General features: G+C 36.4%; 8 protein-coding genes. All 8 read right to left on the bottom strand.

What is annotated here, in order from left to right; genetic code table 11:
* Positions 1 to 650 precede the first annotated feature (650 nt).
* Positions 651 to 1,871 carry a phosphoserine phosphatase SerB gene (gene serB / locus E4T88_RS07940; protein WP_135104923.1) on the bottom strand — a complete coding sequence of 407 codons (1,221 nt, stop codon included), beginning with the start codon at positions 1,869 to 1,871 and terminating at the stop codon, positions 651 to 653.
* Between the two features lie 44 nt (positions 1,872 to 1,915).
* Positions 1,916 to 3,253 (bottom strand): argininosuccinate lyase, encoded by a 1,338-nt coding sequence (argH, locus tag E4T88_RS07935; RefSeq protein ID WP_135104922.1) that lies wholly within the window; start codon positions 3,251 to 3,253, stop codon positions 1,916 to 1,918.
* Positions 3,254 to 3,256: 3 nt separating this feature from the next.
* Positions 3,257 to 3,700 (bottom strand): SRPBCC family protein, encoded by a 444-nt coding sequence (locus E4T88_RS07930; RefSeq protein WP_135104921.1) that lies wholly within the window; start codon positions 3,698 to 3,700, stop codon positions 3,257 to 3,259.
* Between the two features lie 13 nt (positions 3,701 to 3,713).
* Entirely contained in the window at positions 3,714 to 4,343 is a 630-nt protein-coding gene (pyrE, locus tag E4T88_RS07925; protein WP_006843174.1) for an orotate phosphoribosyltransferase, read from the bottom strand.
* A gap of 753 nt (positions 4,344 to 5,096) precedes the next feature.
* On the bottom strand, positions 5,097 to 5,903 hold the full coding sequence (locus tag E4T88_RS07920) for a hypothetical protein (RefSeq protein ID WP_135104920.1): 807 nt from the start codon (positions 5,901 to 5,903) through the stop codon (positions 5,097 to 5,099).
* A gap of 29 nt (positions 5,904 to 5,932) precedes the next feature.
* Positions 5,933 to 7,366: a SusD/RagB family nutrient-binding outer membrane lipoprotein gene (locus tag E4T88_RS07915; protein WP_135104919.1), complete on the bottom strand. Its 1,434-nt coding sequence runs from the start codon at positions 7,364 to 7,366 to the stop codon at positions 5,933 to 5,935.
* Positions 7,367 to 7,379: 13 nt separating this feature from the next.
* The gene (locus E4T88_RS07910; protein ID WP_135104918.1) at positions 7,380 to 10,574 is read right to left on the bottom strand and encodes a SusC/RagA family TonB-linked outer membrane protein; all 3,195 of its coding nucleotides are present in this window, start codon (positions 10,572 to 10,574) and stop codon (positions 7,380 to 7,382) included.
* A gap of 429 nt (positions 10,575 to 11,003) precedes the next feature.
* A complete protein-coding gene (gene feoB, locus E4T88_RS07905; RefSeq protein ID WP_135104917.1) occupies positions 11,004 to 13,484 on the bottom strand; it encodes a ferrous iron transport protein B in 2,481 nt (826 codons plus the stop codon).
* Positions 13,485 to 13,515: the final 31 nt, after the last annotated feature.

Genomic DNA, 13,515 nt, shown 5'->3' with positions numbered 1-13,515 from the left:
TATATCTAAAAGCGATAATTCGTTCTGAATTATCGCTTTTTTACATCAACAACAACCTTAAACAACAGAAACAAACACGGTAAACCTATCATTTTTCCATTTCATTAACACCTTCGTGTATTTTTAACACAACTACTATCGTTAATATCAAATATTTGCCTATATTTGTATTGGCTACAGATGTGTAGCTAACACACAATAGTAAAATTTTGCCAATAATGTGGCATAAATATATATTTTCCTGTTTATAAAGATAGGAAAATGATAGAATATCAGGAAGGAGTTATTTAGGGTGTTCTGGGCATTTGTAACCCCCAATATCCGAGTAAGTCTCCTTATTTATTACCGACCTTACAGATTTAAATTTCCGCTTGTGAAAGTGGATTTTGGATAGCGCGGTTATTGGGTATAACTCCTTTCAGATATTATTATAATCCCAAAATATCTAAAAGTTATACTTGATACGGAAAAAAGTTCCTATATATCTTTTCTGTGCAAAAAATCACGTTCCATATATTTTCAGACTTCTACCAATTAGATATTACATATTTATCAAATAAAGATAAAACATCACGAACATCCGTGTTAATACTAAAAAAATAGGCTATCTCTTGTAAGACAGCCTATTAAAATTTATATTTTGTATTTGTTTACTTCTCTCCTTCGAGCATAGAATCTCTATAACCCAAGAAATACAAGATGCCATCGAGACCTACATTGGATAAAGATTGTTTCGCATTTGCTTTCACTTTTGGTTTAGCATGAAAAGCAATACCTAGTCCTGCAATATTCAGCATAGGAAGGTCATTGGCCCCATCTCCTACTGCTACAGTCTGACGAATATCAACCTTTTCTACTTGTGCCAACAAACGAAGTAACTCGGCTTTACGCTTACCATCCACTATATCGCCTACATAATTACCAGTCAACTTACCATTTTCAATCTCCAATTCATTTGCATAAACATAGTCGAAACCATACTTATCTTTCAGATAATTTCCAAAATAAGTAAATCCGCCGGATAATATAGCGAGCTTACATCCGCTCTTCTTCAATATGCGGATAAGGCGTGTCATTCCTTCTGTTACAGGCAAATTCTCGGCAATATCCTGCATAACAGACTCATCCAAACCTTTCAACAAGCTTACACGTTTCTTAAAGCTTTCACTAAAATCTATTTCTCCTCGCATAGCAGCTTCGGTAATAGCTTTTACTTCATCTCCCACTCCTGCACGTTCGGCAAGCTCATCAATAACTTCAGTCTGAATCAATGTAGAGTCCATATCAAAGCAAACCAAACGACGCATACGGCGATACATATTTTCTACCTGAAAAGCAATATCAATCCCCATATCATCGGCAAGTTTCATAAAGTCATGCTTCAGGGCATCTACATCATCTACAGTTCCTCTGATTGACAATTCAATACATGAACGGCTTGGGCGCTCCGAAGCAGCCAATGGCACACGACCTGTCAGACGTATTATCTTTTCGATATTTAATTTATGTTTCTGACTCACCTGTGCTACAGCCGAAATATGAGAAGGGTCTAAAACACGTCCCAGAACTGTAACTATATATCTATTCTTTGTTCCCTGAAGATTCACCCAGCGGGTATAATTGTCCTTACTGATGGGTGAGAATCGGATAACAACACCCAACTCCGTAGCTTTAAAAAGCAAATCTTTTATAACGTCTCCGGCATTCGTTGCTTCAAACATAATTGCCAAAGAAAGAGAATGATGTATATTAGCCTGCCCTATATCAAGTATATTGGCATTGTGATCTGCTAAAACCGCAGTCAAGGCTGCAGTAACCCCGGGCTTATCCTCTCCTGACAAGCTCGCCAGGATTATTTCAGATTCTTTCATATATAAATATTAAGCTATGCATTAAAACTTATTTGGTAAAGAATTCAATTCTCTCCAAGTAATTTTGTCTCAGCAGATATCACTTTCTCAAATTCGAATTGATCTACAATCTGCTGCTTGAGTATATCAATACGATCATTGCACAGGTTACCAATACTACCTTCATGCGTATGATGTACTTCTTTATTGTGACTAAAATTCCCTTTTTCTATTTCCAGTCCAACTTGCTTATAAGCATCACGGAAAGGAACACCCTCCAGAACCAGCCTGTTAACTTCTTCGACACTGAATATCAAAAGATATTTAGGATCATCCAGTATATGTTCGTTTATCTTCACTTCACCCATCATTTGCGCAACCATCTGCAAACAATCATTCATTTCTTCAAATGAAGGAATAAATAACTCTTTTATAATTTGTAAATCTCTGAAATATCCGGATGGAAGATTATTGGTAATTAACGTTATATTGTTCGGCAAGCCTTGCAACTTATTGCATTTTGCCCGTGTAAGTTCAAATACATCAGGATTCTTCTTGTGAGGCATTATGCTCGATCCTGTAGTATACTCGTCAGGCAATTTAATAAATCCAAAATTCTGACTGTTGTATAAGCATGCATCATACGACAATTTAGATAATGTTGCAGCAATGTTAGCTATGGCAAAAGCGACTACACGCTCCATCTTACCACGTCCCATCTGTGCATAAACAACGTTATAATTCATGGAGTCAAAACCTAACAAATCGGTTGTCATCTGACGATTGAGGGGAAATGAAGATCCATATCCTGCCGCCGATCCGAGTGGATTCCGATTGCATATTCGATATGCAGCCAAGAGTAACTGAAGGTCATCTACAAGACTTTCGGCATAAGAACCAAACCATAGTCCAAAAGATGAAGGCATAGCTATCTGCAAGTGCGTATAGCCGGGCATGAGGATGTTTTTGTATTTCTCACTTTGCAGCAAAAGAACATCGATTAGTTTCGTAACAGAATTTACGAGAGAATGAATCTGATCACGGGTAAAAAGTTTCAGATCAATGAGTACCTGATCGTTACGGGAACGACCACTATGGATCTTTTTACCAACATCTCCCAGCTTACGGGTAAGCATAAGTTCTACCTGAGAATGCACATCTTCGATGCCATCCTCTATTACGAATTCGCCGGAAACTGCCTGTTTATATATTCCTTTCAGCTCTTTGATTAAAACAGCCAGTTCTTCTTTTGTCAACAACCCAACAGACTCTAACATGGTGATGTGAGCCATAGAGCCTAAAACATCATAAGGAGCAAGATATACATCCAACTCCCTGTCTCGTCCAACGGTATAAGACTCTACATCTTTATTTACTTGAACGCTTTTTTCCCAAAGTTTCATTGGCTATTCCTCTATTCTTCCTTTATTCAAAATATCAGCATAAGGTAAAGCAGAAAGGCTTTCGGCTACCTTATCTAATCCTGCCTGCAATGGTTTAGAAACCATCGGTTTCAAGAAAGGATTCAAATCAGCTTTAATCGTGAGCTTCATCTTAGTTTCGTCATCAGCAGAGGATTTTAATTGTATCCACATCGTGACATCAAAAGGCAATTGCTCTGCCTGAAATTTTATTGTTTTATTGGGGTCACGTTCAACCACAACAAAACGTATTTTTCCGACCGGATCAACAGTAACGGTACACGAATCCTGATCAAAAGACAAATCTTTGACCATATTCTGTGGTATCTTATCTTTAGCCAGTTCCAGATTGTTCAAATCGGAAAGCACTGTATATATATCCGCATCAGAATGCGGAATAGTTTTTACTTCACTTACAAATTCAGCCATTATATATTATGGATTATTTCCAATCTGCCGGAGACTTTCTCCATTCCTGTAATGTATCCAGATCAGACTCGGCGATATATTCTATGCGTAAAGCCTCTTTTAGGACAGCATCGTAATCGGTAAGAGTAATTAGCTTCACATCAGCTTTTTTGAAATTTTCTGTTGCAACAGGAAAACCATATGTAAAATTAGCAACCATTCCAATTACCTCAGAGCTATCGCGACGAATCGCCTCTACTGCTTTAAGACTACTCGATCCTGTAGATATAAGATCCTCTACTACTACAACTTTACTCCCCGGTTTCAACTCACCCTCTATAAGATTTTCCAATCCGTGATCTTTAGGTGTAGCCCGTATGTAAACAAACGGCAAACCTAATGCATCAGCAACTAAAACTCCGGGTGCGATAGCTCCTGTAGCAACTCCTGCTATGGCATCAGCCTCCTGAAAATTTTCGAGAATAAGACGAGATAATTCGGTTTTAATAAAAGTACGTATGCGAGGATACGATATCAACTTACGATTATCACAATAAATAGGTGATTTCCATCCTGACGCCCATGTAAAAGGGTTTGAAGGTTGCAGTTTAATAGCCCTAATACTAAGTAATTTTTCAGCGGTCAGTTTCTCTAAAGTGTCCATTTTTGTTTGATATAAATAACAACAATCAATATTATTCGGTTACAAATATACAATTAATAGAAATAACAAAAGAAATTATACCATAAAGAAAATATGAAATAAAAATAAAGAACGTTTTATAACGCAAAAAGGAGCTACTTAATGAAAGTAACTCCTTTTGTATAGAAAGTCGTATTGGTGGATATACCGAAACTCCGTAAAACAGGATTTGAGTGCTTCGATCCCTTTGTAATCCACCGCGCTAAGCAACCCGAAGGTGTGGCCCGCCATTAGAATCAAAAGCTTGTCTCGGTCATTTTTTAATTGATGAGCTTCCCAATCGACCAACACGACTTAAATCTTTATATCAAATATATGAATATTTATCCTTCACTCCAAATAAAACCTCAATATTTTACTTGTTTTTGCTTCGTACTACAGCCACATCCCGAACATCCGCAGCTACCTTTTTGCTCATTCTTAGAAAAAAAGAATCCGTAAATTTTAAACAATACAAGCAAGGCAACAGATAGGCCTATAATACCAACAATAATTTCTTGAAACATATATTTATCCTCCGTTTCTGAAAACAAAGTTACATAAGATAAAAGAAAGTTGACGTTAAAGAGAGGTTAAAAGACATAAAAAAGGATGTAAAGACAGAAGAAGACATTCGATTTCTTCACATCAGATTAACGGAATAAAAACAAGCCCTAAAAAAGTACTATACATAATACTTCTTTAGGGCTGCTAATTCAATTTACAAATTGAGAGTTATTTTGCTCCTCTCTTAAATGTAAATACGTTATTTCCAAATGAACCTTGTGCAACAGATATTGCAAATGTAACAGTATAAGCATCATCACAAGCACTATATTTTCCAGAGACTGGTTCATAAGCATAATTGGTATAAGTTAGATCCCATTCGGCTAGGTTATCAGCTAAAACTACCTTTGGTCCAGTTATACTAAAATTACTTGGATTAACATTTAGTGTTATTCTGTTTCCATTTCCTGTAAGCCCTTCAGCCTGAGGATATCCTTCGATGTAAATCTTATATGGGTCATTGGCATCAGCAACCATTGTTACACTACCAGCTACTCCCCAGTCGTCAGACTTAAATTCAAATGAACCTAGTAACATTACCGGATCAAAGTAACAGACAACAGCAATAGGAAATGTCGCTACCGAACGAGTCACTACTCCTCCTTTAGTTGTAAGAATATACAAATTGAAAGTCTCACCTAATTTATAATCGCTCACAGGCATTTTCAGGGCATTAAGCACTTCTGTTGCTGTAACTTTTACTCCAGTAGATGGAATAGACACCTCTTTTAAGATAGCACTTTTATCTCCATGGGTCACTTCTATTTCAGCTTTATCAATTTTTTCTCCTTCCGGTAAAGATAAATCAAACTGAACGTAACTTTTTTCAAGATTATCAGTAAAATAACCAGGGGAAGGCTCAGATAATACTGGTACAACATATGTACCTCTTTCCTCTACTAAATTATCGTTATGATCTTTGCAACTTGTAACTAATAATAAAACAGTCACTATTGCATAAATATATATTTTCATAATCAATCTAATTAATTTAAATTACGCATTTAACGGGAGCCTCCAGCCCACCATACATTTTCCGTATACACATAACTTCCGTCACCGTAAGCTTCTGCAACATTTTTATTTGTCGTCACATCCTCAGCCCCGTAAGTAAATCTAAGAGGGAAATTTTTTGTATTAGCCAATGGTATAAAATCACCTTCTCCCATTGCTTTTAGACGTCTAATATCATTATAAGTTTCAAGTGATTCGCCTTCAAATAATCCTAGATATTTTTGCATCATAATCTCTTTTAATGCATCTGCCGGATTTTTAAGTTTTGGTTCAATAGAAGCTGTATAATAATCAGTTGCATCTTCAGCGTCAATTCCAACATTTGTAAAGGCTGTAATTACAGCATTCTTTAAATGAATTTTTGCATTTATAAGATCTTCTTTACGCGCGTAAGCTTCTGCTTTTAGGAATTCAAGTTCATGATAACTCATCAAATAAATTGGAGCTGTAGGAGTAGATGTAGAGAGAGCTGACACACCATATGATCCCTGTACCTGATTAGGGTTACCATTCGGAGCAAAAATTAATTCACTTGTACCCGGATAAGGTTTAAAGAACTTTCCATCACGTGGGTCATTTTTTGCAACAAGCTTATCATGTAAGCTTTGACTTGCCCCCATAGCTTTTCTATCTGTTAGAAAGATACTAAATGGATTTTTAATAGTTCCACATTTAAATAATGCCTCTTCTCCTTTTGCCGTAAAAGATTTATTTGCTGCATCAATTACAGCGTCATAATCAGGTTTAACTTTCGACAAACGCATTGCTAGACGTGCCTTTAATCCGTAAGCAAATTTAACCCAATTACTTGCTACACCCTTATAAATAGGATCCTGAGTTCCAATAACCGGAACACTTGATGTTTTTTCAAGGTTAGCTATACCATCAGTTATTAATTTATTTATAACCTCATACAAACTTTGTTGTTTGTCTAGAACTGGAGTCCAAATAACACCTGGCTGTAATGCTTCTGTCCAAGGCACATCACCCATTAGATCTGTTAATGTAGCCAAATTATAGGCACTTAAAACCTGTGCTATCCCTAAAACTGCTGTATCACTTTCTTCAGAGCCTCCAGGCGAACATTTCTCTATAACTTTCTTCAAGTTCAACAAATTAGAATAGACATTATTCCAGCTATTATTATAGGTAGTTGCACTTGTTGGTTCACCAATTCTAATCTCAGCATTATACATTTGGCCATGCACTCCTACATTATATTCGACATATACTGAAGCGTAAAATGAGAAGTCAGAGCCTATTACACTAAAAGATGTATTATTAATTACATCCGTAATTATAAATTTTGAAGCCATATCGGCAGGGTGATTTTTGTCCTCGTTAATATCTTGCATGATACTTTCGGTACAAGAAAACAACCCCAATGACATCAATAATATAAGTAAAAAATTTCTATTTTTCATATCTTATCTATCTTTAGAAATTTACATTAACACTAAAACCAAAGCTAGTAGTTTGGGGTAACGAGAAGCGTTCAAATGCACCCATCATATTGTTGTTACCTTGTGAACTTTCAGGATCTGCATTCGGTAATTCTGTCCAAAGCAAAATATTACGAGCAAAAGCAGAAAGAGCAACATCAGCTTTCGAGAATACTGATTTAGGAAGAGCATATCTTAGAGAAATCTCCCTTAATTTTAAAAATGAGTTACCATATATAAATGATTCATCAATATTGGAAAGTACATCAGAATATAAAGTTTGATAAGCATTCTTATCATTAGCACCACCTCTAACAATATCATTAGGAGTTCCGTCTGCTTTATAGCCTTTGAAAATAAAAGTAGAAGTTCTATCTTCAGTTCTCTTAGAAACACCATATGTATCCATCAAACCATTCATACCTGAATACATTTGACCACCATTTTTCCATTCGAACACTACTCCTAACGAAATAGACTTATAGGTCAACGTTGTTCCTCCACCCAAAATAAAATCAGGAGAAACCTTTCCTATTACTCCAGGTTCCCCGGCCATCGGCATACCGTAAGTAACACTATTTGGATCTTCGTCCACTAATATACGTCCTTCTTTATCTTTTTTATATTGAACTCCATAAATAACAGGATATGTAGAGTTTATACCTGCACGAACCTGAGGTGTTACAAATCCTCCAAGCATAATAGATTCAACACCTTCACGCAATGAAACTACTTTATTATCCAATTTCGAATAATTCAGATTTATATCCCAACGGAAATCTTTCATGAGTATTGGAGTTACATTTAACATAAGCTCATGAGAAGTAGATTTCATCTGTCCACCATTAGTTATAAGTGATGATGCACCTGTAGATCCAGGAAGAGGAACCGGAAATATCTGATCGACAGTATTTTGGTTAGCAAAAGTATAATCAAGACTTATTCTATCTTGAAGGAAATTCAATTGCAAGCCTATTTCCCATGATTTTGTATTTTGCGGTTTCAGATTAGGGTCATACAGATTAGGATACTGCGCATAACCACTTACATTATCTACAGGATAAACAATAGGTTGTCCTTGCCAAAATCCACCGCCATAAGTAGGACGGTAGTAATAATTATTCATATATCTAGAGCTTGCCTGACCTACTTCTGCATAAGAACCTCTAATTTTACCAAAGCTAAGTACATTTTGGTTCTTGAAAGGTTCTAGTTCTGTAAACACAAATCCTAACGATACAGACGGATAGAAAAATGTTCTATTTTTGGGAGGCATAGTAGAGGCGATATCCTGACGAGCAGTTGCATTAAAATACAACATATTCAGATAAGAAAGTGACATACTTCCAAAAAAGCCCACTGTACGCTCCTGACTTTGTCCTTCACTTGCAGTAACTGTATTAGCATTCCCAATATGATTCCAACCACCAAAATTAAAGTTTTCACCATATTCGCTATAAGACTTATTATTAGTATGATTTAATTCATTCCCTGCTATAAAGTTAAAGTCTAAATCATTTGAAATTTTCCAATCATAAACTGCGGTAAACAAAGAGTTATAAGTAAATTGAGTTATACCATAATTATCTATTGTACCTGTTTTACCAGCATGACCATAACCAAAGACATCTTGATAATGAGTGGTATAAGTATCCGCACCCAATTGATATTTAAGGGTAATCTTATGATCATCAGCTAATTTAGTTTCATATTGACCAAATAAATTTCCAAAGAAACGATTTGTATTTTCCGAAAACGTATTATTATATTGTATCCAATAAGGGTTATCAAAAGTTAAGCTGCGATAATAAACTTGTTTATACGGATCACTTGCTGTACGATAAGGCATTCCTTTAAGATTATAACTGGCAGGTGCGCCCATTACTCCCGCTAAGGAACCATCATTTGCACCAGATAATTTATCTACACTATTTTTGGAGAAATTAGCAGAAAAACCTACTGTAAAATGATCATTCAATTTTTTATCTCCATTAGCTTTCGCATTCCATTTCTCTAGACCTGTTTTCAATGCTATACCAGATTGATCTGTATAAGAAATACCAACAGCAAAAGTCCCAGTATTTTCAGCTCGGCTAACTAGAACCGATGTTGTAGACTGAACACCTGTTCTGAAATAGTCATTCCAATTATCATAAACTCCAGGTGTTACCCAAGCATCTTCAGGTGCATATCCGCCCTCTATTAATTGAGGAACTTGATATTTCCCATCATGTCCTTTACCATTACCACCATAAAGAGGGTCATTAGGTAAATCTGAGATTTTAGGCCCCCATGCCATAGATGCATGAGAATTATCATTTGACTTGCTCGAAGCATATACTCCTCTCATCCCTTGAGCCCAAGTTGTTTGATAGTCAGGAGTACGAGATACAACATCAAAAGCAACAGTTTGCGTTAAGCTTATATTTGTTTTACCAATCGTTTTACCTTTTCCACTTTTAGTTGTGATAATCACAGCACCGTTAGATGCGCGAAGTCCGTAAAGAGCTGCAGCGGCTTGACCTCTCAATATATTAACAGACTCAATATCATTAGGGTCGATATCCAACGCTCTATTTGCAACGTCTGAACCACTAACACTATTACCTGTATCGTAATAAGATGTACTTGCAATCGGCATACCATCAACAACATAAAGCGGAGTATTATCACCATCAAAAGAACGAGCTCCACGGATAACGACTTGAGATGATGCTCCAGGCATACCACTAGAGTTTTTCAAATCTACACCTACAACCTTACCTTGTAGAGATTTAGTTAAGTCTGTATTACCCGTCATATTCAGCTTGTCGGATTTTACATCTTGAGTAGCATAGCCTAACGCTTTCTTATCTCTTGTAATACCTAATGCCGTAACAACGACATCACCCAAAATATGTTCATCGTTCTCCATAACGACTCTCATATTTTGAGAAATCTTAACTTCCACTGTTTTCATTCCGATAAGAGAAAATACTAATGTATTTTTACCCTCAGGTACATTTATCGAAAAATTACCATCCAAATCAGTCGAAACACCAACGGTAGTCCCTTTTACTACGACTGAAGCACTAATAACTGGCTCTCCTACATTGTCCACGACAACACCGGTTACGCGAGTTGTTTGTGCTGTAATAAATCCTATGCTTATAAATAAGCAGGATAGAATTAACATCACTCTTTTCATCATACAAACACTACTTTAATTTCTAAATTAAAACTTCATCCCGATGCTAACACTTTGATGCAATATCAGACTTTTTAGCATCAGTTTGTTTTTTGATATACAAAATTAGGCAATTTTCACGAAAAAACAAATCTTAGATTAAATTATACAAATTTTGTCATTTTGAAAGAACAAACACAATTAAATGCAGATTTACAAACATATACAAGCAATACAAATGTTAAATACATTACATATTGAAACCACACAGAAGCTATATACAAAAAAAACGCTCAAAAAACAAAGCCTTTATTATCTTAAAAAAGGAGAGATTTAACATTTAATTATAACTTTTTCAAAAAAAAAGAAAAGAGCAACCAAAGCCGCCCTTTACATATTATAATTATTACAATAAGAAACAATAGAATAAAAAAGAAAGAAAACAGCAGAAAATCAGAACAAACATCCAATTTGATACACTACAAAAGAAATAAGCCAGGCTAGTAAAGTTGTGTAAACAATACTAAAAACACCCCATTTCCAAGAGCCGGATTCTTCTTTTATAGCAGCAATAGTTGCGACACATGGAAAGTAAATCAGCACAAAAAGCAGCAAACTGACAACTACCAACGGAGTAAATGTTGTGCTTCCATCTACTTGCCTATCTGCTAAAAGACGAACTTCCAGCGATTCCTGATCTTCAGAGCTCCCCGTATATAATACACCTAAAGTACTCACCACAACCTCCTTGGCCGCCATACCTGAAAGAAGACTAACACTTATCTTCCAATCAAAACCGAGAGGCCTCATCACAGGTTCGATAGCTTTACCTACACGACCAATATACGACTCTTCTTGATGCTCCGTATTTCTACCCTCTTCTATTTCTTCAATCTGAGCACTCTTTTCTTCATCCCCCAACCCTTCTTGCTGCTCAACCTGAGTTATCATATTATCATATTTCAACTCCCGTTCTTTATCTCGTGGAAAATAACCTAAGAACCAGATGATAATAGATGCAACCAAAATGACACCTCCCATTTTTCGCAAATACTGCTGAGATTTATCCCACATATGTATAGTCACCGACTTAATTGTAGGCATACGGTAAGGAGGTAATTCCATTACAAATGGGGTATCTTCCTTCGGAAAAAGAAAACGCTTAAATAAGCGGGCAGAAATCACAGCCAATAGAATCCCCGTAAAATACAAACCAAATAAGGCAAAGCTTGCATACGACTTAAAGAAAACTCCTACAAACAACAAATACACAGGCAATCGTGCACTACAAGACATAAACGGATTAACTAACATAGTTATCATCCGACTATTACGGCTTTCGATAGTTCTTGTAGCAAGTATCGCGGGCACATTGCAACCAAATCCCATAACCAATGGAATAAAAGATTTTCCATGCAATCCCATTTTATGCATCACCTTATCCATTATAAAAGCTGCCCGAGCCATATAGCCGGAGTCTTCCATAAAGGAAATAAAAGCATATAGAATCAATATATTGGGAAGAAAAACTATTACACCGCCAACACCGCCGATAATACCATCAACAATTAAGTCTTTAAGCATACCGTCAACCATATTTCCACGGATAAAATTACCGAGTACTGCCACCCCGTTTTCAATCCACTCCATAGGATATCCACCCAAACGGAATGTACATTCAAACATCACCCACATAAAAAAGAAAAACACAGGGAATCCAATATACTTATTAGTAACCACTGCATCTATCATCCGGGTTACGTCCGACTCGAAAAGCTTTTCCTTGAGTGTCTGTTTCAGCCCTCCTGCCACAAAACCATATCGGGCATTCGTCAGCACGGATTCGGTATCTTCTTTTAGTGTATCTTCTATATATTTAACCTCATTGTCTCTCAGAGCATAGATATCCGCAGCATTTGACAATGAACCGACATAGGCATCTACATCTTTATCTTTTTCCAACAATTTTGTTGAAATATAACGGCGAGGGAAAATCAACGATGTTTCTTTTTCCTTTTCAAGAAGTATATTGAGTTTGCTTATTGCATTTTCTACAACATTACCATAATATATATGTACACGTCGAACGATAGGTTCTTTCTCTTCATAGACACGTATCACCGCATCGAACAGATCACCTATACCTACTCCCGTTTTAGCAACTGTAGGAACAATAGGAATACCAATCATCTGAGACAGGCTCTGATAATCAAATTCGCTACCCGTTTCTAATAGTTCGTCATACATATTAAGAGCGATCACCGTAGACACCTCCATATCGATAAGCTCGGTAGTCAAATACAGGTTTCTCTCAAGATTGGAAGCAGCAACAATATTAATAACCACATCGGGTTTATCTTCTACAATATGTCGTCTTACAAACAATTCCTCCGGAGTATATGCCGAAAGCGAATAAGTTCCGGGCAAGTCTACAACTTTAAAAGTATAGCCTCCATGCTTAAACTTTCCTTCTTTCGAATCGACGGTTACCCCACCATAGTTACCTACATGTTCGTGAGCTCCGGAAGCAATATTGAAGAGGGAAGTTTTTCCGGCATTAGGATTACCTACCAATGCGACCCTTATTACTTTTTTCGAATCGGAATTCGGTTTTCGCAAAGATGTTACCACATCTTCCGTGGTGGAATAATAACCTAAAGATTCGTTCGTCGCAGAGTGCGACAGATTCTCATCCCTTACTTTATGTGAATCAGGATATATAACTTCGATTAGAGCAGCTTCGCTTCTTCGGAGCGAAACCTCATAATCCATTATTTTATATTTAATAGGGTCTTTGAGGGGAGCATTTAATATCACCTTTATGGTTTTTCCTTTTATAAAACCCATTTCGAGAATACGTTTACGAAAAGCACCACTTCCATTTACGCGTACAATGACACCTTTCTCTCCCGTGTTCAAATCAGATAAAAGCATACTAAAAATCTTTCACTTAATTAGAGACACA

This window comes from Dysgonomonas mossii, from assembly GCF_004569505.1.
Lineage (GTDB): Bacteria > Bacteroidota > Bacteroidia > Bacteroidales > Dysgonomonadaceae > Dysgonomonas.
Note: the sequence above shows the minus strand (reverse complement) of the source record. Positions and strands in the feature narration are given on the sequence as shown.

Coding starts and splice junctions, on each gene's coding strand:
- serB (WP_135104923.1), bottom strand. CDS start 1,871: ATGAAAGAATCTGAAATAATCCTGGCGAGCTTGTCAGGAGAGGATAAG.
- argH (WP_135104922.1), bottom strand. CDS start 3,253: ATGAAACTTTGGGAAAAAAGCGTTCAAGTAAATAAAGATGTAGAGTCT.
- E4T88_RS07930 (WP_135104921.1), bottom strand. CDS start 3,700: ATGGCTGAATTTGTAAGTGAAGTAAAAACTATTCCGCATTCTGATGCG.
- pyrE (WP_006843174.1), bottom strand. CDS start 4,343: ATGGACACTTTAGAGAAACTGACCGCTGAAAAATTACTTAGTATTAGG.
- E4T88_RS07920 (WP_135104920.1), bottom strand. CDS start 5,903: ATGAAAATATATATTTATGCAATAGTGACTGTTTTATTATTAGTTACA.
- E4T88_RS07915 (WP_135104919.1), bottom strand. CDS start 7,366: ATGAAAAATAGAAATTTTTTACTTATATTATTGATGTCATTGGGGTTG.
- E4T88_RS07910 (WP_135104918.1), bottom strand. CDS start 10,574: ATGATGAAAAGAGTGATGTTAATTCTATCCTGCTTATTTATAAGCATA.
- feoB (WP_135104917.1), bottom strand. CDS start 13,484: ATGCTTTTATCTGATTTGAACACGGGAGAGAAAGGTGTCATTGTACGC.